This is a genomic window from Pelagibacterium limicola, assembly GCF_015694405.1.
GTDB lineage: Bacteria > Pseudomonadota > Alphaproteobacteria > Rhizobiales > Devosiaceae > Pelagibacterium > Pelagibacterium limicola.
In genome coordinates this window covers 189,277-212,125 of record NZ_JADQDB010000006.1, presented here as the reverse complement: position 1 = coordinate 212,125, position 22,849 = coordinate 189,277, and the positions used below count along the sequence as shown (strand labels likewise).

Annotated in this window: 21 protein-coding genes and 1 tRNA gene; 9 read left to right on the top strand and 13 right to left on the bottom strand. The window is 62.1% G+C overall.

Annotation, left to right across the window (positions count from 1 at the left end; all coding sequences use genetic code 11):
- Nucleotides 1-55 precede the first annotated feature (55 nt).
- From mnmG to I2G20_RS13810, 4 genes are read left to right on the top strand one after another with little or no spacing between them, the layout of a single operon-like run.
- Nucleotides 56-1,921 carry a tRNA uridine-5-carboxymethylaminomethyl(34) synthesis enzyme MnmG gene (gene mnmG / locus I2G20_RS13825; protein ID WP_196260311.1) on the top strand — a complete coding sequence of 622 codons (1,866 nt, stop codon included), beginning with the start codon at nt 56-58 and terminating at the stop codon, nt 1,919-1,921.
- Nucleotides 1,918-2,586 (top strand): 16S rRNA (guanine(527)-N(7))-methyltransferase RsmG, encoded by a 669-nt coding sequence (rsmG, locus tag I2G20_RS13820; RefSeq protein ID WP_196260310.1) that lies wholly within the window; start codon nt 1,918-1,920, stop codon nt 2,584-2,586. The genes mnmG and rsmG overlap by 4 nt, the downstream gene beginning before the upstream one ends.
- Before the next feature lie 33 nt (nt 2,587-2,619).
- Complete coding sequence (locus tag I2G20_RS13815) at nt 2,620-3,420, top strand: ParA family protein (RefSeq protein WP_196260309.1); 801 nt, start codon at nt 2,620-2,622, stop codon at nt 3,418-3,420.
- Between the two features lie 11 nt (nt 3,421-3,431).
- Complete coding sequence (locus I2G20_RS13810; RefSeq protein ID WP_246473084.1) at nt 3,432-4,310, top strand: ParB/RepB/Spo0J family partition protein; 879 nt, start codon at nt 3,432-3,434, stop codon at nt 4,308-4,310.
- A 69-nt stretch (nt 4,311-4,379) separates the two neighbouring features.
- On the opposite strand, the gene holA is transcribed toward I2G20_RS13810, so the two are convergent.
- Genes holA through leuS form a run of 3 tightly spaced genes read right to left on the bottom strand, consistent with a single transcriptional unit; the run spans nt 4,380 to nt 8,516 of the window.
- Complete coding sequence (gene holA, locus I2G20_RS13805) at nt 4,380-5,402, bottom strand: DNA polymerase III subunit delta (RefSeq protein ID WP_196260308.1); 1,023 nt, start codon at nt 5,400-5,402, stop codon at nt 4,380-4,382.
- Complete coding sequence (locus I2G20_RS13800; RefSeq protein WP_196260307.1) at nt 5,399-5,896, bottom strand: hypothetical protein; 498 nt, start codon at nt 5,894-5,896, stop codon at nt 5,399-5,401. Before I2G20_RS13800 ends, holA begins: the two co-directional genes overlap by 4 nt.
- Nucleotides 5,883-8,516, bottom strand: coding sequence for a leucine--tRNA ligase (leuS, locus tag I2G20_RS13795; protein WP_196260435.1), 2,634 nt, complete (start codon nt 8,514-8,516; stop codon nt 5,883-5,885). Before leuS ends, I2G20_RS13800 begins: the two co-directional genes overlap by 14 nt.
- A gap of 90 nt (nt 8,517-8,606) precedes the next feature.
- Here leuS and I2G20_RS13790 point away from each other — a divergent pair, with 90 nt between their 5' ends.
- The 3 genes from I2G20_RS13790 (at nt 8,607) to I2G20_RS13780 (ending at nt 10,647) form a co-directional block, all read left to right on the top strand.
- Nucleotides 8,607-9,281 carry a YggS family pyridoxal phosphate-dependent enzyme gene (locus I2G20_RS13790; protein WP_196260306.1) on the top strand — a complete coding sequence of 225 codons (675 nt, stop codon included), beginning with the start codon at nt 8,607-8,609 and terminating at the stop codon, nt 9,279-9,281.
- 116 nt (nt 9,282-9,397) lie between these two features.
- Nucleotides 9,398-10,081, top strand: a complete 684-nt coding sequence (locus I2G20_RS13785) for a response regulator transcription factor (protein WP_196260305.1) — start codon at nt 9,398-9,400, stop codon at nt 10,079-10,081.
- A gap of 119 nt (nt 10,082-10,200) precedes the next feature.
- On the top strand, nt 10,201-10,647 hold the full coding sequence (locus tag I2G20_RS13780; RefSeq protein WP_196260304.1) for a Crp/Fnr family transcriptional regulator: 447 nt from the start codon (nt 10,201-10,203) through the stop codon (nt 10,645-10,647).
- Between the two features lie 74 nt (nt 10,648-10,721).
- On the opposite strand, the gene I2G20_RS13775 is transcribed toward I2G20_RS13780, so the two are convergent.
- The 5 genes from I2G20_RS13775 to I2G20_RS13755 all read right to left on the bottom strand — a co-directional run bounded on the left by I2G20_RS13775 (nt 10,722) and on the right by I2G20_RS13755 (nt 16,968).
- The gene (locus tag I2G20_RS13775; RefSeq protein ID WP_196260303.1) at nt 10,722-11,522 is read right to left on the bottom strand and encodes an exodeoxyribonuclease III; all 801 of its coding nucleotides are present in this window, start codon (nt 11,520-11,522) and stop codon (nt 10,722-10,724) included.
- A gap of 71 nt (nt 11,523-11,593) precedes the next feature.
- Nucleotides 11,594-12,223 carry a LolA family protein gene (locus tag I2G20_RS13770; RefSeq protein WP_196260302.1) on the bottom strand — a complete coding sequence of 210 codons (630 nt, stop codon included), beginning with the start codon at nt 12,221-12,223 and terminating at the stop codon, nt 11,594-11,596.
- Nucleotides 12,224-12,345: 122 nt separating this feature from the next.
- Complete coding sequence (locus tag I2G20_RS13765; protein ID WP_196260301.1) at nt 12,346-14,940, bottom strand: FtsK/SpoIIIE family DNA translocase; 2,595 nt, start codon at nt 14,938-14,940, stop codon at nt 12,346-12,348.
- A 291-nt stretch (nt 14,941-15,231) separates the two neighbouring features.
- Nucleotides 15,232-16,599: an ammonium transporter family protein gene (locus I2G20_RS13760; RefSeq protein ID WP_207747638.1), complete on the bottom strand. Its 1,368-nt coding sequence runs from the start codon at nt 16,597-16,599 to the stop codon at nt 15,232-15,234.
- Between the two features lie 30 nt (nt 16,600-16,629).
- On the bottom strand, nt 16,630-16,968 hold the full coding sequence (locus I2G20_RS13755; RefSeq protein ID WP_196260300.1) for a P-II family nitrogen regulator: 339 nt from the start codon (nt 16,966-16,968) through the stop codon (nt 16,630-16,632).
- 301 nt (nt 16,969-17,269) lie between these two features.
- Here I2G20_RS13755 and I2G20_RS13750 point away from each other — a divergent pair, with 301 nt between their 5' ends.
- A complete protein-coding gene (locus tag I2G20_RS13750) occupies nt 17,270-18,475 on the top strand; it encodes an FAD-dependent monooxygenase (RefSeq protein ID WP_196260299.1) in 1,206 nt (401 codons plus the stop codon).
- A 2-nt stretch (nt 18,476-18,477) separates the two neighbouring features.
- On the opposite strand, the gene I2G20_RS13745 is transcribed toward I2G20_RS13750, so the two are convergent.
- From I2G20_RS13745 to I2G20_RS13735, 3 genes are read right to left on the bottom strand one after another with little or no spacing between them, the layout of a single operon-like run.
- Nucleotides 18,478-18,717, bottom strand: coding sequence for a Trm112 family protein (locus I2G20_RS13745; protein WP_196260298.1), 240 nt, complete (start codon nt 18,715-18,717; stop codon nt 18,478-18,480).
- Nucleotides 18,714-19,373 carry an LON peptidase substrate-binding domain-containing protein gene (locus I2G20_RS13740; protein ID WP_196260297.1) on the bottom strand — a complete coding sequence of 220 codons (660 nt, stop codon included), beginning with the start codon at nt 19,371-19,373 and terminating at the stop codon, nt 18,714-18,716. The genes I2G20_RS13745 and I2G20_RS13740 overlap by 4 nt, the downstream gene beginning before the upstream one ends.
- A gap of 38 nt (nt 19,374-19,411) precedes the next feature.
- Nucleotides 19,412-20,359, bottom strand: coding sequence for a thioredoxin family protein (locus tag I2G20_RS13735; protein ID WP_196260296.1), 948 nt, complete (start codon nt 20,357-20,359; stop codon nt 19,412-19,414).
- Between the two features lie 191 nt (nt 20,360-20,550).
- Between I2G20_RS13735 and I2G20_RS13730 the strand changes: the two genes are divergently transcribed.
- Nucleotides 20,551-20,625 (top strand) — tRNA-Gly (locus I2G20_RS13730).
- A gap of 68 nt (nt 20,626-20,693) precedes the next feature.
- Here I2G20_RS13730 and I2G20_RS13725 read toward each other — a convergent pair.
- The gene (locus tag I2G20_RS13725) at nt 20,694-22,433 is read right to left on the bottom strand and encodes a SulP family inorganic anion transporter (protein WP_196260295.1); all 1,740 of its coding nucleotides are present in this window, start codon (nt 22,431-22,433) and stop codon (nt 20,694-20,696) included.
- Nucleotides 22,434-22,441: 8 nt separating this feature from the next.
- Nucleotides 22,442-22,801, bottom strand: coding sequence for a protein tyrosine phosphatase family protein (locus tag I2G20_RS13720; RefSeq protein ID WP_196260294.1), 360 nt, complete (start codon nt 22,799-22,801; stop codon nt 22,442-22,444).
- Nucleotides 22,802-22,849 lie beyond the last annotated feature (48 nt).

Genomic DNA, 22,849 nt, shown 5'->3' with positions numbered 1-22,849 from the left:
CAAGGGAACTTAGGGCCTCGGCCCCACGCGCGCGGCAGAACAAGACTCAAGAGCCATGAACGATTACGGCGTTATCATTGTCGGTGGCGGACATGCCGGGGCGGAGGCCGCTGCGGCATCGGCCAGGCTTGGGGTTGCGACGGCACTCGTTACCCACCGCTTCGCGACCGTTGGCGAGATGAGTTGCAACCCAGCTATTGGAGGGCTCGGCAAGGGGCATCTGGTGCGCGAGATCGACGCGCTTGATGGTCTGATGGGCCGTATCGCCGACAAGGGTGGCATCCAGTTCCGCGTCCTCAATCGCCGCAAGGGACCCGCCGTGCGCGGTCCGCGTGCACAGGAGGACCGCAAGCTTTATCGCGAGGCTATGCAGGCAGAACTCCTGGCCACTCCACATCTCGAGATCGTCGAAGGGGAAGTCGACGATCTCATCGTCGCCGATGGTAAAGTGCGCGGCGTCGTCCTGCTTGACGGACGCCGGATTATGGCCAAGGCCGTCGTTCTCACGACCGGCACCTTCCTGCGGGGCCTGATACACCGTGGCGAGGAAACCATCCCGGCGGGGAGGGCAGGCGAAAAACCGGTCCTCGGTTTGTCCGAACGCCTTGAGGCGCTCGGGCTTCAGCTTGGCCGGCTCAAGACCGGGACCCCGCCGCGGCTTGACGCTCATTCAATCGATTTTTCCGTCCTTGAGCCCCAGATGGGCGACAACCCACCCGAACCGTTCTCGGCTCTAACAGAGACGATCGAAATCACGCAAATCGCGTGTTACGAAACTCGAACCAATGTCGCGGCGCACCGCATCATTTCGGAAAATCTTGCGAAATCCGCAATGTATTCTGGTCGCATTCAATCAAGGGGGCCACGCTATTGCCCTTCGATCGAAGACAAGATTGTGCGCTTTTCAGATCGGGACAGCCATCTGGTTTTCCTCGAGCCAGAGGGGTTGGACGATCCGACGATCTACCCCAACGGACTCTCCACGTCGCTGCCTGAAGATGTGCAACTTGCCTTTCTCAAGACCATGCCGGGGCTGGAGAACGTCGCCATCAAGCGTGCTGGTTACGCGATAGAATACGATCATGTCGACCCGCGTGAACTGACACCGGCCTTGATGTTGCGCGCTCTGCCGGGGCTCTATCTTGCCGGACAGATCAATGGAACGACCGGTTATGAGGAAGCCGCTGCCCAAGGGCTGCTCGCTGGAGCCAATGCAGCGCTTGCCGCCCTTGGGCGGGAGCCCTTAGTCCTTTCGCGCACCAATTCCTATCTCGGCGTCATGATCGATGATCTGATCTCGCGGGGCGTAACCGAGCCTTATCGCATGTTCACGTCGCGCGCGGAATTCCGGCTCCATCTCCGGGTGGACAACGCGGACCAGCGGCTGACCCAATTGGGGATCGATGTGGGCCTGGTGGGAGAACGCCGCCGGGAGCATTTCCTTGAGCGCCGGCAGTCCCTGGAGCGTGGGCGTCTGCTCCTGAGGTCGCTGACCGTCTCGCCCACCGAGGCGCGCAAGGCCGGGGTCAATGTCAATGCCGACGGCGTTCGCCGCTCTGCATTCGAGTTGATGAGCTATCCGGACGTTGCACGGGTAGCAGTCGAAACCATCTGGCCGGAAATTTCATCAATAAAGCCAGAGACTTACGATCAACTAGCTATTGACGCGCAATATTCGGTCTATCTCGAACGCCAGAAGGAAGACGTCGAGGCAGTGCGGCGCGATGAGGCGCGCGAGATCCCGGCCTGGCTCGACTACGCCGCGCTGCCGGGGCTTTCGAACGAGATGAAGCAAAAGCTCCTTGCTGCCCGGCCTCAGACCATTGCCCAGGCGCAGCGAATCGAGGGGGTGACACCTGCGGCGCTGACACTCATCCTCGCGGTCATCCGGCGGGGCACGATGGAGAGGAAGGCCGGGTGACCATCCTAGCCGACAAAACAGGGTCACTCGCCCCCTTCGCCACAAGTTTCGGGCGTAGGCAGGCGGAGGTTCAAGCCGATCTGGAACGGTTTTGCGCCAGCCTCGAAAAATGGCAGCACATGCAGAATCTCGTTTCACGTGAAACAGTGGGCGCGCTGTGGGAACGGCACATTCTCGATTCGCTCCAGCTCTTGCCGCTAATCGAGGCCCATATCGCGGCGCAAACGCCGGCCAGGATCGTGGATATCGGCTCTGGTGGCGGATTTCCCGCCTTGCCTTTGGCAATTGCTCTCAAGAACCGCCCTGTTCACCTCCATTTGATCGAGTCCCGCACCCGCAAATGTGCGTTTTTGAAGGCCATCGTCCGCGAGCTTGGGCTTCCCGCGACCGTTCACGCCCAACGGATCGAAGAGGTCGACATTGCTGAAATGGGCGCCGTTCACGTGCTTACAGCGCGTGCATTGGCCGGTTTGCCTATGCTTTTCGGCTATCTCGCTCATTTCTGGCAGCCAGGCACAACGGCTTTTCTGCATAAGGGGCGGGAATATGGTGAAGAAATGCGTGAGGCGGATTCAGTCTGGCGCACGGCTGTGGTAAAGCATCAAAGTATAGTCGATCCCCAGGGTGTAATTCTCGAGATTTCGAGCCTTGAGCGGATCGCGTGATCTGGAATGGGCCCCATCGGGGCCGGAGGCCACATGCATCCGCGTATATTAACCCTTGCCAATCAAAAGGGCGGCGTCGGCAAGACGACGACCGCGATCAATCTCGCTACTGCGCTTGCGGCGATCGGAGAGCGTGTGCTGATCGTAGATCTCGACCCGCAAGGCAATGCTTCGACGGGACTAGGTCTGTCGCGGCAACAGCGCGAGCGTTCCTCGTATGATTTGCTATTGGGTGAGGCGAGCGTGGCCGATGCCACTGTGGCAACCAGCGTACCCAATGTGGCGGTCGTCCCCTCGACGATGGACCTTCTTGGCGTGGAATTGACCATTGCCACCGAACGCGACCGCGCTTTCCGGTTACGTGAGGCTCTGCGGAACGTCGGAGAGGTTTTGATCGACGGTAAGCCCGTGACCTATGTGCTGGTCGATTGCCCACCTTCGCTCAACCTTCTGACGATCAATGCCCTCACGGCTGCTCATGCTGTGCTGGTGCCGTTGCAGTGCGAGTTCTTTGCTCTTGAGGGTTTAAGCCAACTGCTTCAAACAATTGAGCAAATTCGCTCCACGCTCAATCCCGCGCTTTCGATCCAGGGCGTGGTGATGACCATGTACGACAAGCGCAACAATCTTTCGGAGCAAGTTCTGAGCGATGTGCGCGAGCATATGGGCGGGCTTGTCTACGACACGGTCATCCCGCGCAATGTGCGCTTGAGCGAGGCGCCGAGCTATGGCAAGCCAGCTCTGCTTTATGATCTCAAATGCGCTGGTAGCCAAGCTTATCTGCGGCTGGCCACCGAGGTCATCAAGCGTGAGCGGCAGCTGCGGGCCGCATGATGGAGAGTACCATGAACGATAAACCCTCGCGTCTCGGTCGCGGTCTCGCCGCGCTTATCGGCGACATGACCCCAGTCGACGCGCCGCGGCAGGCCGATACCGGTTCGGGCGTGCGCCGCCTGCCGGTCGAATTCATCATCGCGAGCCGGGCCAATCCGCGCAAGGGTTTCGATCCCGAGCTTCTCGAGGATCTCACCAATTCGATTCGCGAAAAAGGCGTGATGCAGCCGCTTCTGGTGCGACCGAGCGATCAAGGGCCCGATGTGTTCGAGATTATTGCGGGCGAGCGGCGGTGGCGAGCCGCACAGCGCGCCGGCTTGCATGAAGTTCCGGTCATCGTCCGCGAGGTGGATGATAAGGAAGCGCTCGAGCTAGCCATTATCGAAAACGTCCAGCGCGCCGACCTTAACCCGCTCGAAGAGGCGCAGGGTTACGGGCAGCTGATCGAACAGTTCGAATACACGCAGCAGGATCTTGCGCAGGTCATCGGCAAGTCGCGCTCCCATGTCGCGAACACACTGCGGCTTTTGAAACTGCCAGCCGAAGTGCAGTCCATGCTCGAGCGCGGTGAATTGACGGCGGGTCACGCCCGCACCCTCATTACTTCGGAAGACCCGCTCGGCCTGGCGCATCGCATCGTTTCGGCTGGTCTTTCGGTCCGCGAGGCCGAAGCACTGCACCAGAAAGACACCGAAGCCCGCAAGGGGGTTCCCTCGGCGCCGCGCTCGCCTGCGGTCAAGGACGCCGATACCTTGGCGCTGGAAAAGCAGCTTTCCGACACGCTGGGGCTTTCTGTCACCCTCGATCACAAGGACAAGGGCGGCAAACTTGAAATCCGCTACAAGACGCTCGACCAACTCGACCTCGTCTGCTCGCGGTTGATTGGCTAAGCGAAGCGCCGCGTTTCATGTGAAACATTGCGCGGGTTTTCTTTCAAGTCTTTGAAATTACGTAATAAATTACCGGCGGGCCGCGGCCATGCAGATCGCGAGCAGGGCTTGGCGCGCTATGGCCGGCGCCAGCGGGGCGGTCTTGCGGCTTTGCGCGATAGCGCCGGCGAGACGCGCGCAGGCCGCCGCCAGGCTGGAATCGGTCCATAGCCGCAATTGCTGTTCCAATGCCGACTTGCGGGAAAAATGGACGCGCGGAGTGGCGCGGGCAAGAACCTGGTCAGCCGTCGCCCCCGCGTCGATTTCCGCACGCATCGCGCGCAAGCGCGAAAAATGGCCTAGCGCAACGGCGAGGAGACGCTGCGCGTCGGTGCCTGCGGCACCCGCGCGGATCATCGCATCGTCGAGCCTGCCTGCATGGCCTGTCCCGATGGCATCGACCATCGCATCGAGTGCTAGTGCTCCGTTGTCACCGCAGAGGGCCAGTACATCGTCGCGGGTGAGGGTGCCGCCTTCGCCCGCATAAAGCACGAGCTTTTCGAGTTCACGACGCGTCACTTGGCGGTCATTGCCGAGCATGTCGCGCAACAGTGGCGCGAGATCGGGTTCCGAGCGGATCTTGTTTTCCGCCAGGGTCTGGCGGATCAGTAGATCGACGGCCTGGCCGGTATCGGCATAACAGGGCAGCGCACGGGCATCCTTTCGGGCTTCGGCGAGCTTCCGTAGGGCCTCCGAAGGCTTGAAATCGCCGCCTTCGACAACAACAAGCACAGGAAGGCCCTCATCGAGCAATTCGGCCAGCGTCGGGGCGAGCTTGTTGTTTGCGTTGCGGATGCGGATCAGCCTGTCGCCTCCGAAAAGCGAGGGCGTGCGCGTCTCGATCCCCAGGCGTTGCGGATCGGCCTCGATCTCGCTCATCTGCAGGGTGATGAGCGACTCCGGATCGGGATTTTCTCCCATCTGCCGTTTGACGACAAGGCCAGCATTTTCGCTGACAAGGCCGGCATCGGGCCCATAGACGAGAACCAGCCCTTGTGAGAGGTCAGGCCGGGCAAGGAAAGCGGCGATGTCCTTGCCTTTGAGCGCCGTCATTGCAAAGCAGGATCAGACAGGAGTGCGGCGATAACCGCCTGTGTAGCGGCGCGCACCGCCTCTTCGTCCGCATTCTGCCGCGCGGCATCGTCTGCGACGATCTGTCCGGTGGAGCGATAGCCCGAGGTGCCCGTTCGTGTGCCCGAGGCTACAATTTCGCCTTCTCTTTCAACGCGATAACGGATGGTCGCGACGATCTGACGGTCGACCACAGGAGACGGAGGGTTCGAGAGCCCGATACGGGACTGGGAGACCGAAACACTCGCCGTCAACTGCAACGCGTTTTCGCCGCGTGCGGTGCCGAGCCGGGCGGCCAGGGTCTGATAGACAACCTGCTCGAGCCGGGAGGACGGCACGGCATAGGCCATCGGGCGCGCGCCGGATCCCACCGTCGTACGGTCCGCGTGCAGAGGGGTCACCGTGCAACCGGAAAGGACGAGGGCGGCCAGTGCGATCATGCCGAGCGCGCCGTTACGGATGCTAGGCCACCACATTGACGATCCTGTTGGGCACGACGATTACCTTTCGCGGCGGGTTCGTCCCGAGAATGCGCGCAACTGCTTCCAGTGACAAGGCTTTTGCCTCGACGTCGGCATTCGGCGCATCTTTTGCCACTTCGATCTCGCCGCGGCGCTTGCCGTTGACCTGCACGGCCAGGACCACCGTATCGTCAACGAGGTAGCTTGGATCAGCCTCGGGCCATGGCGTATCGCAGACGAGCGATTCGTATCCCAAGATCCGCCAGCAACTTTCGGCCAGGTGCGGCATCATCGGCGCAATCAGCTGCACGAGGCGGGTCACGGCGACGCGGAGCGCCTCGATACGGACCTCGGCCGGTGATGGGTCCATTTCATTGATGAAACGGGAGATGGCGTTGGCGAACTCGTGGATCTGGGCGACGGCGCGGTTAAACCGCAAGCCGGCGATGTCGCTGCCCACATGGGCGGTGGCCCGATGGGCAACCTTGAGCATTTCGCTTGCGACCGCATCGCCGCCGCCGGGCTGGGCAGGAAGCTCGATCACCGCCCGGGCGTCATTGACGAGCTTCCAGACACGCTGAACAAAACGCCAGGCGCCCTCGATGCCCGCCTCGGTCCATTGGACGTCACGTTCGGGAGGCGAATCGGAGAGGACGAACCAGCGCGCCGTATCGGCACCATAGGTTGCGATCATCTCATCGGGATCGACCACGTTTTTCTTGGACTTCGACATCTTCTCGACCGAACCGATGGCGATCTCGGTGCCGGTCGCAAGATGCCGGGCGATGCGAACACCCTCGGACGTCTCGATGCGGACATCGGCGGGCGCCACCCATTCGCCCTTGGCGTCGCGGTAGGTTTCATGCGTGACCATGCCCTGGGTGAAGAGCCCCTTGAAGGGTTCGGCGACGTCCAGGTGACCGCATTTTTGCATCGCGCGGGTGAAAAAGCGCGAATAGAGCAGGTGGAGGATCGCGTGCTCGATCCCGCCTATATACTGGTCGACCGGCAGCCACTTGTCCGCGAGGGACGGAATCGTCGGCGCATCGGCATGTGGCGCGGTAAAGCGCGCGAAGTACCAGGACGAATCAACGAAGGTGTCCATCGTGTCGGTTTCGCGCCGAGCTGGCGCGCCGCATTGCGGACAATCGACGTTGCGGAAGGTTGGGTGCCGGTCGAGCGGGTTGCCGGGTGTGTCGAATTCGACGTCCTCGGGCAGGCGCACCGGCAGATCCTTTTTGGGCACGGGGACGACCCCGCACACCTCGCAGTGGATCACCGGGATCGGGCATCCCCAATAGCGCTGACGCGAAATGCCCCAATCGCGCAGGCGGTAATTGACCTGCCGGGTGGCTTGCGGCGCGCCCTCTATGGTGCGGGCTTCGAGGACGGAGGCGATCTTCTCCTTGGCGTCGTCGATCGCCAGCCCATCAAGGAAACCCGAATTGAAGGCAATGCCCGGACCGGTATAAGCCTCTGTGGTTACAGCGAATGTTTCCGCGCTTTCCCCTTCGGGCAGCACGACCGGAAAGACCGGCAAGCCGTAAGCGTTGGCGAAATCGAGATCCCGTTGGTCGTGCGCCGGGCAGCCGAAAATGGCGCCGGTTCCATACTCCATGAGGACGAAGTTGGCGACGTATACCGGGAGCGTAGCCCCCTCGATCACAGGGTGCCTGACCGTCAGGGGGGTTCTGTAACCCTTTTTTTCCGCCGTCTCGATTGCTTCGGCGGCCGTCCCCATACGGCGGCATTCGGCAACGAATGCCTTGAGCGCGTGATCGGACTTGGAGAGTTCCGCCGCAAGGGGGTGGTCGGCCGAAAGCGCAATGAAGGAGGCACCGAACAAGGTATCGGGGCGCGTCGTAAACACTTCGACGGTACCGCCGTCGACGATTTCGAAAAGAATGCGCAGTCCCTCGGAGCGCCCGATCCAGTTGCGCTGCATCAGCCGCACCTTTTCCGGCCAATTCTCGAGCGTATCGAGCCCAGCGAGTAGGTCTTCGGCAAAGTCGGAAATCTTGAAGAACCACTGAGTCAGCTCGCGCTGCTCGACAAGCGCGCCCGAGCGCCAGCCGCGCCCGTCGATCACCTGTTCATTGGCCAGGACAGTCTGGTCCACCGGGTCCCAGTTGACCTTTGAGGTCTTGCGGGTAACGAGGCCATTCTCAAGAAAATCGAGGAACAGCATCTGCTGGCGGTGGTAATAATCCTCGTCGCAGGTCGCGAACTCCCGGCCCCAATCGAGCGAAAAACCCATTGATTGCAATTGCTTGCGCATTGCCGCGATGTTTGCATAGGTCCATTCGCGCGGATGGACCCTATTGGCCATGGCCGCGTTTTCCGCGGGCATGCCGAAGGCATCCCAACCCATAGGGTGGAGTACGTTTTTCCCCTTGGCCCGCTGGAAGCGCGCGACCACATCGCCCATCGTATAGTTGCGCACATGGCCCATATGGATGCGGCCCGAGGGGTAGGGGAACATCTCAAGGACGTAATAAGGTTCACGTGTGTCGTTCTCGCGCGAGGCAAAGCTTTCGCGCTCCGACCACACGCCCTGCCAGAACGGCTCGCTCTCGCGCGGGTTGTAACGCTCGGCCCGGGCGTCGCCGGCGCTCTTTTCCTGGGGCTCGACCATGATGGGCATGCCGGTCCTTGACTTCTCGATTGACCGTGGATTTGGGTAGGGGACCATCACCAGAAAAGCCAAGCGAGGTCAACTCCGCTGATGCCCCAGAGTACCCCGGAATCCGCCGCAGAGCGCCTAGCTGCCATAAATGATCGCATCGCCCGCGCCGCCAGGCGAATCGGCGCGGGAAAAGCGCCCGACCTCGTGGCCGTCTCGAAAACCTTCGACCCGGAGGCCATTGTGCCCTTGCTCGAGGTCGGCCACCGGGTTTTCGGCGAAAACCGGGTGCAGGAGGCGCAAGTCAAATGGCCCGCGCTCAAGGCGCAATATCCCGACATCATGCTGCACTTCATCGGGCCACTCCAGACCAACAAGGCCAGGGACGCGGTTGCTCTTTTCGACTGCATCGAGAGCGTGGATCGCGAAAAGCTGGCCAGGGTGCTGTCCGAGGAAATGCAAAGGCAAGGCCGGCGCCTGCCGTGTTTTGTTCAGGTCAATATCGGAGCCGAACCGCAAAAGGCCGGAATCGCTGTTGCGGAGACTAAGGATTTTGTCGCCCGATGCCGAACGGTCCATGGGCTCGAGGTGGTGGGGCTTATGTGTATTCCGCCAGCGGAACTCCCTGCGGGCCCATTTTTCGCACAACTGGCGGCCCTGGCGGAACAGGCTGGCGTACAAAAGCTTTCCATGGGTATGAGCGCGGATTTCGAAACCGCCGTTCTCATGGGGGCGACCCAGGTGCGGGTGGGATCGGCGCTGTTCGGCGAACGGTAACGGCGATTTGATCGGTCCGCCCGCTGACCCGCCATATTTATACGTAGATAAACATATGGAAAACCAGCCGTTTGCTGCCGAACGGCCGCCACGCAAAAAGGTCTAGAGGGCTCGGAATGAATAAGCGCCGCCTGCTGATCGTTGATGATGACGCCGAGTTGCGATCGCTTCTGCGCGAGCAGTTCGAGCCATTGGGAGAATTTACACTCCTTGAAGCCGGCACCGCCGCCGCCGCGCGTGAAACCGCCCGAGGAGAGACACTCGATTTGATGCTGCTCGATGTCGGCCTCCCCGACATGGACGGGCGGGAGGCGCTCAAGATCATGCGCAAGGAAGGATTCCGCGCGCCGGTCATCATGCTTACCGGGCAGGACACCGAGGCCGATGAGGTGCTGGGGCTCGAGAGCGGGGCCAACGACTATGTGACCAAGCCCTTCCGCTTCCCCGTGCTGCTGGCCCGAGTGCGCACCGCGCTGCGCCAGCATGACCAGAGCGAGGACGTGGTTTTCTCCATCGGGCCCTACAGGTTCCAGCCGGCGGCCAAGCTGCTCGAGAACGGCGAAGGGGCCAAGATCCGCCTCACCGACAAGGAAACCTCGATTCTGAAATACCTTTATCGCCAGGGCCCCCGGACCATATCGCGCGATATCCTCCTCTCGGAGGTTTGGGGGTATAACAACCGCGTCACCACCCATACGCTCGAAACCCATATCTATCGCTTACGCCAGAAGATCGAGCGCGATCCTTCCAACGCTCGGCTCCTTGTTACTGAGGAAGGCGGCTACCGGCTCGTCCCCTAGACCGGTGGGATCGTTCGCGGGCAAGGCGCGCCCGCATGGGTCCAAAATCGCCAAGTCTTTGACCTTTTGGCGAAATATGCCAAGAATGTGGCTGCAGTATCGCTTGCGGGGGCAGCACGATGGCATTTGACGAGTCCGGCGCATTCAGGGCGCTCGACTTCTTTGCCGATTTCGATGACGAGCAACTCAAGCTTTTGGCGTTTGCGTCCGAAGCCCTTTCGGTTGCGCCCGGCGACGTGATCTTTGAGGCCGGCGTGGCGGCAAACGGGGCCTATGTCCTGGTTTCGGGCCAGCTCGAAGCCCGCGAGACCCAAACCGACAGCGGGCGCTTCATCATCGATCCCCCTGCTCTCGTCGGAGAGATGGGCCTGATGCTTACGCGACCGCGCGCCGAAACCGTAGTGGCGCGGCGTTCGTCCGAACTTTTATTCGTGCCCCGCGAGCCGTTCCTGAAAATCCTGCGTTCCGATCCCCCGCTCGCGGAAAGCGTCGCTGCCATCCTGCGCCACGATCTCGTCAATTATCTCGATCGCGTTACGGGATTGGCGTCCCGCTTCACACGGTGAAAAGTCTCGACGCCTCGTCGTATTCGTGAACGAATTATACGAAATCCGTTCAATTCGTTCACTTAAACTTCCGATCAGGCAAATTCGACGATGACCGGCACGTGGTCGGAGGGCTTGTCCGACCACCCGCGGGCCGGACGCAGGATATGGGCGGCGCGGGCATGGGCAGCGACGTCGCGCGTTCCCCAGATATGGTCGAGCCGGCGGCCGCGGTCCGAGAGGTCCCAGTCCTTGGCCCGGTAGCTCCACCAGGAATAGACCTTTTCCTCTATAGGGATGTGCTGGCGCACGAGATCGACCCAATTGCGTCGGGCGAGCAGGCGGTCCAGCGCTTCGGTTTCGACGGGCGTGTGCGAGACAATCTTGAGGAGTTGTTTGTGGCTCCAGACGTCGTTTTCGTGCGGCGCCACGTTGAAGTCCCCGCAGATCAACTGGCCGCGGTCGAAAACGAGATCATCAAACCACTCCTGCATTTCGGCGAGAAAATCGAGCTTGTGGCGGAATTTGGGATTGATCTCCGGGTCCGGTTCGTCACCCCCGGCCGGGATATAGAAATTGTGCACGGTCATCGGACCGTGCCCCAGATCGAGTCGGGCCGAGATGTGGCGGCTGTCCGGTATGCCGCAGAAACCTCTCGTCGCGATCTCGTCCAGCGGCACTTTCGAGAGAATGGCAACCCCGTGATAGCCCTTCTGGCCGTGCACCGCCTGATGGATATAGCCAGCATCGTCCAGCGCCCGGGCGGGAAACTGGTCGTTGGTGCATTTGATCTCCTGCAGGCACAGGACATCGGGCGCGTAGGTGGCCAGGAATTCGAGGACGATGGGCAGACGGAGCCGGACGGAATTGATGTTCCAGGTGGCAAGCGAAGGCATGGGATGCTCGGAGAGGGAAAATGACGATTCCCCTTATCTCCGAGCATTGGCCCGAGGTAAACCCCGGCTGCCTATTGTGGCGAGGCGACCGAGCGGTAAGTGGGATCGATATAGAAATAATGGTCCGGAATATCGACGTTTTTCTCGGTTTCCTGGATCGAGAACGTCGTCTCGACGCCGGAAGGCTCGATGAGGCTCCATTGCACGAGATCGAGCGTCGCCCGGTCAAAGATCAGCGAGACCTGCACCGTCCCGATCGGGCTGTCGTCGGTGATCATGACCGCGACATGGGTTTCGCTCATGACGACATCGGAGAGATTGGTGGTGATCAGGGAAACCTGCTCGCCCAGGAACTGGCGCAGGGGCACGTGATCCTGCGCATAGGCGTATTGGGTGCGCTGCTCGCGGTCGATGACGTAAAAGCCCCGGCCCTGGGAGATGATTTCTTCACGGCTGGGCGGTGCGTAGCGGAAACGCACGAAATTGGGGCGTTTGAGAAAGAAAGTACCCTCGATCTGCCCGCCCTGGCTATCGACCTGGACGAACCGGCCCGCCATGGTGCGGATGGCGGTGTTGTGGTCCGAAAGCTCCTGGAGGATGAACTCCTCATCGGCGGAGAGGGATCGGGTCTGGGCCGCCGCCGGTGCGGACAGCAGGAGCGTTGCAGCAAGAAGAACCAGCAAGGCTTTGAGGCGAATCATCAGGACGTCTCCGAAAGGCTTTTGCACTTTGCCCCTTGGCACAGGTGTTTAAAAGCCGATTACGGCAGATATCGGATGGCGGCGCTCAGCAAATCGTGACCGGGGTCGTGAGTTGCCCCCGGTCAATATCCATCCGCATTGTCACCGATCAGCACCTCGCGCTTGCCGGCATGGTTGGCCGGGGAAATGATCCCCTCCTGTTCCATGCGCTCGATGAGGGAGGCAGCCTTGTTGTAGCCGACCGAGAGGCGCCGCTGGATATAGGAGGTCGAGGCCTTCTTGTCGGTGAGAACGATGTTGACGGCCTTGTCGTAAAGCTCGTCGCCCGATCCACCGAACCCGCCGTCATCGTCAAACCCGCCCATCGAGCCGTCATCGTCCTCGGTGGTGATCGAATCGAGATATTCGGGGGTGCCCTGGCTCTTGAGATGCGAGACGATGTCCTCGACCTCGCCATCGGCGACAAAGGCACCGTGCAGTCGCTTGATGCGCCCGCCGCCCGCCATGTAAAGCATGTCGCCGTTGCCGAGGAGTTGTTCGGCGCCCTGCTCGCCAAGGATGGTACGGCTGTCGATCTTGGAGGTCACCTGAAAGGAGACGCGGGTGGGGAAGTTTGCCTTCACCGTACCCGTGATGACGTCGACCGAGGGACGCTGGGTGGCCATGATCAGGTGAATACCGGCGGCGCGGGCCATCTGGGCGAGGCGCTGGATGGCACCCTCGATATCCTTGCCGGCCACCATCATCAGATCGGCCATCTCGTCGACGATGACGACGATATAGGGCAGGGGCTGGAGATCGAACTCTTCCGATTCGAAAATGGCTTCGCCAGTCTCGCGGTCGAACCCGGTCTGGACGGTGCGGGTGATGACCTCGCCCTTGGCGGCGGCTTCGGCGATGCGGGCGTTGAACCCATCGATATTGCGTACGCCGACCTTGCTCATCTTCTTGTAGCGATCCTCCATCTCGCGGACGGCCCATTTGAGCGCGACGACGGCCTTGGAGGGGTCGGTGACCACCGGGGTGAGGAGGTGCGGGATGCCGTCATAGACGGACAATTCCAGCATCTTGGGGTCGATCATGATCAGACGGCACTGCTCGGGCGACATCTTGTACAGGAGCGAAAGGATCATCGTGTTGATGCCGACCGACTTGCCCGATCCGGTGGTGCCGGCGATCAGAAGATGGGGCATGCGCGCCAGATCGACGATGATCGGCTCGCCACCGATGGTCTTGCCGAGGCAGATCGGGAGCTTGGCCTTGGCCTTGTCGTAATCTGCCGAAGCGAGCAGTTCGCGCAGGTAAACGGTTTCCCGGGTCTTGTTGGGCAATTCGATGCCGATGGCGTTGCGGCCGGGGACGACCGCGACGCGGGCCGAGATGGCGCTCATCGAGCGTGCGATATCGTCGGCGAGGGAAATGACGCGGGACGACTTGATGCCGGGGGCCGGTTCAAGTTCGTAGAGCGTCACCACCGGGCCGGGGCGGACGTTGATGATGTCGCCCTTGACGCCGAAATCCTCGAGAACGCCTTCGAGCTGCTTGGCGTTCTCCTCAAGCGCCTCGGGGAGGTGTTCGGGGGAAAGCTGATTGGCGCGTGGCATCGCCAGCAGGTCGAGAGGGGGCAGTTCGAACCCTTCGGCCGGCAGGAGCGAGCCTTGCGCTTCGCGCATGGTACGGTGGGACGGCGCCGGCCGGGGCGCCGGTGCGGCCACACGGGGTCCGGGCACACGGTTTTCCTCGACGATCAGACGTGCGATGTCGTCATCGTTTTCGTTACGACCGCGCTGCACGGGCTCGTCATCGGACTCGGCATAATAATCGTCGTCATCGTCCCGATAGGCCGTGCGCCCGGCAGGACCAAGATCGGGCTCGCGGCGGGGCGGGGCAATGGCGCGGTCGAGCTGGGGCTCGAAGTCGGTGTTTTGCCAGCCGGAGCGCGGATCGGGTTCGGGCTTGGAGCGCGCGGCGAGACGCTTGAAGAATCCCTTGAGCACGAAGCCCCAATGGGCGAGATAGCCCAGAATCACATCCCCGAACCCAGCGCGATCGTCGTCCTCCTCGATCTGCGGTTCGGGCGCTGTGCGGGCAGCGGCCGGCTTTGGCTGCGCCTTACCCCGTGCCGTAGGCAGGCGCGGTTCGGCCTCGAAGGGAGGGCGCGTGCGGGCGGAAAGCCAGATCAGTCCGAGGCTTGGGACGGCAAGGACCGCAGCGAAGATCGCGGCGCCGAAGCCTTCCGCGGGCCCGCCGAATGTCCAGACGTAAAGATTGGTGAATCCGGTGCCGGAAAAGCCTCCCAACCCGAGCGGCAATGGCCAGCTCTGGGGGACTGGGAAGCAGGCGAAAAATCCGGTCGCCAGGACCGTGCCGACGATCCAGCCGCCCATCCGCAGGCCCATATAGGCGGGCGGCACGCGCCTGATGAGCGCAAGCGCCCAGACGAGCGGGGGAATCAGCATCAAAAGCGCGGCGAGGCCCAAAAGCTGGAAGGCGAAATCGGCATACACCGCGCCGGCAAAGCCGAGCCAGTTTTCCGGCCGCTTGTCGGTGGCATAGGAAAAGCTCGGATCGTCCACCGACCACGAGGCCAAAGCCGCCAACGCCATGACCGACAGGGCGGCAATGAGAATGCCGATGAGGCGCAGCGGAATGGTGATCGAGAGCACCGGGGCGGCCGAATGCCGGTCGTCGAGGTGCGAGGACGGGTGCAGGGTCATGAATAAGCCGAGCCTTGAACGCAGTACTTTGGCGCGAGACTACCGGCCCATGGTTAACCCGGGCTTAGCGTCCGGCATAAAAACGACGCAAGAAAAAGGCCTGCCAGCTTTGCCCGGCAGGCCTTTGTCCGCCTTGGGAGGAGGCGTCGGAAAAAGAGTGCAGCCCGTATGCTGATTTGCGAGTGGGAAGGCCTCTTTGGATGTGGGGTCTAAAGAGGGATACGGGCTGCACGCCGTTTCCGGCGGTAGGTTCCGGGCAGCATTGGCCGCCCGGAACCGGGATGAAATGGATCAGAACTCGGGATAGGCCTCGACGCCCACTTCAGCCTTGTCGAGCCCGAGCGCCTCGTCGTCCTCCGAGGGACGCAGGCCGACCGTGGCCTTGAGGATTGCCCAGACCACGAGGCTGACGACAAAGACGAAGACGCCAATGGCAAGGATGCCGGTGATCTGCGAGCCGATATTGGCATTGGGATTGGTCAGCGGCACGATCAGCGTGCCCCAGATGCCGGCCAGAAGGTGGACGGGAATCGCACCCACGACGTCGTCGATCTTGAGCCGGTCAAGCAGCGGCACGGCAACGACGACGATCACGCCACCGACGGCGCCGATGAGCGTCGCGGTCCCGAGGCCCGGGGTGAGCGGTTCAGCGGTGATCGAGACGAGACCGGCAAGAGCGCCGTTGAGGACAAAGGTCAGGTCGACCTTCTTGTAGATGACCGAGGTCAGAATGAGGGCCGCGAGGGCGCCGCCGGCGGCGGCGGTGTTGGTATTGGCCATGATGCGACCGACATCGGCCACGTCGCCCACCGAACCCATGGCGAGCTGGGACGCCCCGTTAAAGCCGAACCAGCCGAGCCAGAGGATGAAAGTGCCGAGCGCGGCGAGCGGCATGGACGAGCCGGGCATGGCATTGACGGTACCATCCGGGTTGTACTTGCCCTTGCGAGCGCCCAGGAGTATCGCGCCGGCGAGTGCGGCCCATCCGCCTACCGAGTGAACGATGGTCGAGCCGGCAAAGTCCGAAAAGCCGGCAGCGTCCAGCCAGCCTTCACCCCAGGTCCAGGAACCCTGGATGGGATAGATGACCGCGGTAAGGATCAGGGTGAAGATAAGGAAGGGCAGCAGCTTGATGCGCTCGGCCAGTGTACCCGAGACAATGGACGCGGCGGTGGCCACGAACATCACCTGGAAGAAGAAGTCCGAACTGGTAGAGGCGTAATCGAAGGCATCGGCGGCATCCGCCGTTACGCCGACCGGTTCGAGCACGGCAATGCCGATGGCACCGAGCCAGCCGTCCGCCATCCAGGCGTCGCCCGGATACATGAGGATGTAGCCAAGGGCATAGTAGGCGACCGCTGCGATCGAAAACAGCGAGACGTTCTTGACCAGCTGCATCGAGACGTTCTTGGTGCGGACAAGTCCGGCCTCGAGCATGGCGAAACCGGCCGCCATCCACATGACGAGGATGCCGCCGAGAATCATCAGGAACGAATTGAGGATAAAGACGACGTCGGCGGAAACACCCTCGGAGAGGGTTTCGACGACTTCGAGAGCTTCTTCGGCCACTTCGGCATCCTGGCCGAGCGCGGGAAGTGCGACGAGCAGGGCGGCAAGCGCCGCGGTGCCGACGATCTTTGACATTTTGAACGCAGTCATTGTGGTTTTTCTCCTAAATGTGCGCCAGGCCTAGAGCGCTTCGACACCGGTTTCCCCGGTGCGGATGCGGACGGCCTGTTCGAGATCCAGGATGAAAATCTTGCCGTCACCGATGCGGCCCGTCTGGGCGGCTTCCTTTATGGCGCTGGCAACTGCGTCGACCTGGCTGGCGTCCACAGCGATCTCAACCTTCAGTTTGGGCAGGAAGTGAACGGCGTATTCGGTCCCGCGATAGATTTCGGAGTGACCCTTCTGGCGCCCATATCCCTTGACTTCGGTGACGGTCATGCCGTGCACATCGAGCGAGTTCAAAGCCTGGCGAACCTCCTCGAGCCGTGACGGCTTAATGATTGCAACAAGCAGTTTCATGGGTGCTCCTTTCCGATTCCGCACCTGACACGCGTTCACCAGACTCAAGAGCCATGCCAACCGGCATTTTCGAATCGCAAGTTACTGATATTTAACGGTTTGATCGATGCGCCGCCGTGCAGCCGCAATCCCGACACAATCACCTATGCCCAAATTTTAGGCATAGTGAGCGCAAGCTTCGGCACGTGGTGAACAATTTTGCAGCAGTTAGAATCTGCCATGCGGCGTTGGGCCCGGTTGCCCACGATGGGCGCGGATGCGATGCTGGGAAGATAGGTTCTCTTCGATAAGGTCACTCGTCATGGCTCAGCGCTACGATATCGTCATCGTCGGAGGCGGGCCGGTGGGGCTTTCCCTGGGCCTGGCGCTGGGGCGGTTTGCGCCTGGGGTGCGGATCGCGCTGATCGACAGGCGGGAAATGTCGGTGCCCAAGGACGCGCGGGCCTCGGCGATCGCTGCAGGGGTCGTCCGCATGTTCCGGGCCATGGGGGTCTGGGACGGTATGGCAGAGGATGCCAATCCCATCGCCAGGATGAAAATCACCGATTCGGGCGGTCAGGACCTGACCCGACCGGTGTTCCTCAATTTCGGGGAGGAGAGAGCAGGGGGCGATCCGTTCGCGCATATGGTGCCCAATCGCGCGAGCGCTCAGTCCCTGATCGCCGCGGCAAGTCTAATCGAGGTGGTCGAGCCGGGCAGCGTGGCCGGGTATTCCGGCGAGGGCGGGCTTGCCCACGTGCGACTTGAAGATGGTCGGGTTTACGCCGCGCCGCTGGCGGTGGCGGCCGATGGCGGGCAATCGGAGCTGCGCAAGATGGCGGGAATAGGGGTGTTCGCCCATGATTACCGGCAGTCGGGGATCGTCACGACCATTTCTCATACACTGGCGCATGAGGACACCGCTTACGAGCACTTCCGTCCATCGGGGCCCTTTGCTTCGCTCCCGCTCAAGGGCAATTTTTCGTCGCTTGTCTGGACCGAAAAGTCCAATCGCGCCGTCGCGCTCGCCAAAATGGCCCCCGGTGAGCTTGCTCCGGTGATCGAATCGGTAATGGGGGCGACGCTGGGCCGCGTCGAGGTCGTCGACGAGGTGCAGGCATTTCCCCTGCGCCTTTCGATCGCGCGGCGATTCGTGGCGCCGCGGCTGGCCCTTGTCGGGGATGCAGCGCATGTCATCCATCCGCTGGCCGGCCAGGGGCTCAATCTGGGGCTCCGGGACGTCGCGGTGCTGGCCGAGATCGTTCTCGACGCCATGCGGCTCGGCCTCGATCACGGGCAAGCCGACGTGCTGGCGCGTTACGAAAGGGCGCGGGCGACCGATACCGGGTTGATGGCGGCGGCGACGGACGGGCTCAACCGGCTGTTTTCGAACGATTCGGCGGCGGTGCGCGCGGTCCGCGATTTCGGACTATCCCTCGTCGAGCGGTCCGGGCCGGTCAAATCGGCAATCATGGGGCACGCCGCGGGCATATCGGGCGCGCGGCTCCTCAAGGGGCTGCCGCTCTAGGTTCAGTCGGGCTGCGGGTCGGGACGGTGGCGGAGCCGCTCGGCTTCATCCTCGTCGATCTTGCGGGCGGCATCGATGACAAGAAGCGGCACGCCTTTCCTGATCGGAAAGGCATAGCGGGCGACCAGCGAGACCAGTTCGGTGCTATCCGGGGACAGGACCAGCCGGGTCTTGGTGACCGGGCAGACAAGCATTTCGAGGGTCCGCGGATCGAGCGAGTGCCGCTTTTCCTCTCCGCTCATTGCAGGATGGCCCCTGTTCGGGCACGCGCCATTTCCATCTCGGCGAGCGCCATGACGGTTTCGGCGCGTTCGAAAACGGTCGGTGCTTCCAGCAGGGCCTGCTTCTCGCGGGCGCCGTAGGGGCTGAGCATGGCGGCGAGATTGACGAGTTCGCCGGTTGCGGTGTCCTCGACATCGTCCCAATCGACCTCGATCTGGGCAAAATCGGCGTATTCGCGCAGCACGGCAAGCAGCCGATTGCGATCGACCCTGTCGGCGCCGAAGTCGGGCGTGAAATCGGAAGCAAATCTCGCGGTTGAAATGCGCGCCTGCCGATATGGGGTGGCTACGGCAAGTTCTTCCACAGGCTCGAATCGGCACACACCTTCGAAAACAACGAGATAGCGGTTTTCTGCCTGTTCTTCGAACTGGACCAGCCGGCCTATGCACCCCACGGGCTCGAGCGGTACGGCCCCCCGGGGCGCTTCCTCTTCGGTATCACGCGGCTGGATCAGCCCGATGAGGCGATTGCCGGCCAAACAATCATCGATCATCTCGACGAAGCGCGGCTCGAATATATTGAGCGGACGGTGCGTTCCGGGCAGCAAAAGCGCGCGCGAAAGCGGGAAGAGCGCCAGCATTTGCGGCAGGTCGCTTATGGAAGCGGGTCGGCGCATCTTTCCGGTCCTTTCTTTTCGGGCGCGGGCGCGTGCCTTTAGCGAAACAGCACCGAGGAGAGCAGGCGGCGCCCCTTGACGGTCGCTGGATCCTTGGGGCCCCAGGCTTCGAAAAGTTCGAGCAGCTTCTTGCGCGCGCCGTCGTCAGCCCATTCGCGATCGCGCTTCATGATGGCGACCAATTCGGTGGCCGCCTCGATCCGGAGGCCGCGCGCGTTAAAGATCATGGCAAGATCGAACCGCGCCTGATGATCGTCGGGATCGTTGGTGAGCCGGGCCTCGAGGGCCACCGGATCGCCGAGCTTGGCGGCCTCGCGCGCGAGGGCGATCGATTTCCGGAGCGCGTCTGCCTCAGGGGCGGTCTTGTCGGGGGCAAGAAGGTTGAGTGTCTCCTCCGCCCCATCGAGATCGCCGGTCTCGAACTGGATGGTGGCGATGCCGATGACCGCCTCGGGCGTCTCCGGCGCGTGCTGGAGAACGGCGGAAAAGATCTGGTACGCGCGCTGGTAGTCCTTGTCCGCAAGCGCTGCGCCGGCAGCCTCGAGTGCCGCAGAGATTTGCCGCTCGGCCTCGTCGGGACCCCCGATCCCGGCGCGCGCGGCGGCTTCGATCAGCTTGTCTGCGAAGCGGGCGACTTCCGATTCGGGCTTGACGCCCATGAAGGCATCGACCGGCCGCCCGCCAAGAAAGGCGAACACGGCCGGGATGGACTGCACGCCCATCTGTCCGGCCAGCGCTTGGTTCTCGTCGACATTGATCTTGACCAGGGCGATTTTGCCCTTATTGGCGGTGACAACCTTTTCGAGGGCCGGGGTCAGCTGCCGGCACGGCCCGCACCACGGGGCCCAGAAATCCACAAGCACCGGCCGGCTGAGCGAGGCTTCCAGCACATCGGCCTGAAAACGGGCAGTGTCGGAATCCTTTATCGGTGCATCGGCCGGCTGAGCGCCGTGAGAAGTGGAGGTTGGTGTCGAACGCAGGTCCATTTTCTTGCCTTGTTGCAGTTGGGGCGGCCCGCGCGGGCCTGCAGCAATCCATGTCCGAGACCCTTACACCATGGGACGGAAGGGCGCAAAGTCGGGTTCGCGAGCGGGCAAATTTATGGGTTGCAATTGTCCTCGCGGTTGGGCATATAGGCGCGCATCGCGGTGCCGCCAAGGGGGCATGCGAGTGGAGTGCGGGCGTAGCTCAGGGGTAGAGCATAACCTTGCCAAGGTTAGGGTCGTGAGTTCGAATCTCATCGCCCGCTCCAAAATTGCTCAAGGCGGAAAGCCTTGGGATCAAAGGGCCGCAAGGCCCTTTTGCTTTTCTATCCAATGATCAGCTCTTTTGCGTACCGGTTGGTCCCTGCCGGCTGGCAGTTATTTGGCTTATGGCCTGATGCTGGCTGAGGTGGACGCTTCCGGTGAGGGTGGAGAGGAAGCTCGCGGTTGCGAGGCGGTCCATGACCGGTCCTTTGACCTCGGAAAGGTGCAGGCGCACGTTCATGTCCCGTAGCCGCTCGTTGATCGCCTCGAGGCTTTCGAGGGCCGACATGTCAATGGCGTTGACGGCCGAGCACATCAGAATGACGTCGGTCAGGCCTTCGGTCCTTAACGCCTCCCCGGTTACCAGGTCTTCGAGATAGCGGGCATTTGCGAAATAGAGGCTTTCATCGACACGGATCGAGAGCACGCCGGAGACGGTTTCGACCGCGTGACGCTTGATATTGCGGAAGTGCTCGGTTCCAGGCACCCGGCCGACAATCGCCGCGTGGGGACGCGAGGAGCGGTAAAGGAAGACGATGATCGAAAGACCGACACCCAGCGCAATGCCGGTTTCGACGCCCAAAACGAGCGTACCGGCCAGCGTTGCGGCGACGGCGAGGAAATCGGCTTTCGAATATATCCACGCGCGCTTGAGGATCGTGAAGTCGATGAGGCTGAGGACGGCAACGACAATGGTTGCCGCCAGTGTCGCCTTGGGCAGAATGGCAAGAAATGGGGTCAAAAGGAGGGTTGCCAGAGCGATGCCGATGGCGGTGAAGGCACCGGCAGCGGGGGTTGCGGCGCCGGCGTCGAAATTGACGACCGACCGCGCGAACCCGCCCGTCACCGGATAGCCGCCCCCAAGCGAGGCTGCGATATTGGCTGTGCCAAGCCCGATCAGCTCCTGATCGGGTTCGATTCGCTCGCGGCGCCGTGCGGCCAGGGTCTGGGCGACCGAGACCGATTCGACGAACCCCACGAGCGAGAGAATGGCTGCGGGTAGGGCAAGAGCGAGAATCAATTCGAGGGTGATGCCCGGCAAGGACAGCATCGGCAGGCCTTGCGGCACGTCTCCCACAAGGGCGACGCCGTTTCGGCCCAGATCCAGCCAGACCGAAAGGCCCATGGTCACGGCAATGACGAGCACAGGGCCAGCGCGCACGATCAAGCGTGCAGCGCCGTCGGGAACAGACAAGCGTTTGAGCCAGTTCCCAAGGTCGAGCCGGATCCACAAGAGCAGGGCAAGCGACAGGCCCCCGATCGCCAGCGTCGGCCAGTTGATCTCACGGATATGCGCCAGGAGCGAAGCGAGGAGCTCGGGCATGGCGTGTCCGCCGACCGTTATGCCCAAAAGACCGCCGAGCTGGCTGGTCGCAATGATGATCCCCGAGGCTGTAATAAAACCGGCAATGACCGGGTGGGAGAGAAAGTTTGCGATGAAGCCGAGGCGGAGCGCGCCCATTGCCAGAAGAAAGAGTCCCGAGAGCATGGCGAGTACAATGGCAGCACTGGCGTAATCGGCCGTTCCTTCTGCGGCTACGCGACCGACGGCAGCGGCGGTCATCAAGGACACGACGGCGACCGGGCCGACGGCGAGCGTCGTCGAGGTGCCGAAAAGCGCATAGGCGATGAGCGGCAGGATCGAGGCGTAAAGGCCCATCTCAGGGGGCAAGCCTGCCAATAGCGCATAGGCCAGCGACTGGGGGATGAGCATGATCGTAACGATCACCGCCGCGACGAGATCGCTTGTGAGAGTCTGGCGGTTATAGCGCCGACCCCAATCGAGAACGGGCAGAACGGTCTTGAGCCTCATCGTGGCGGTCAGCGAGAAAGCGTCTGGTAGAGCGCACTGGCGCGGCCGCCCGAGCGGCAATAGGCGAGCATGGGCTTGGGCATTTTCTCCCACGCCTCGTGAAAGCGGATGATCTGGCCCTCGCCAAGCATTCCGGAAACCGGAATATGAACGATTTCGATACCTGCCGCCTTCGCAGCCGCCGCGATCTCGTCGAATTTGGGCTGGCCGTGGTCTTCTCCGTCGGGGCGAGCGCAGAGGATGGATTTAAAGCCCGCCTGGGCGATGCTGGGGATCTGAGCGGGCGCGATCTGTCCCATGACGGCATAGTGTTCACCGATCCGGCGCATATTGAGCGAGCCGATCCCTGATTTGAGAAAGGAAAACATTCGGGTCTCCAAAAAAAGGAAAAGGGGTGCTCCTCCCCCCGGAAGGGG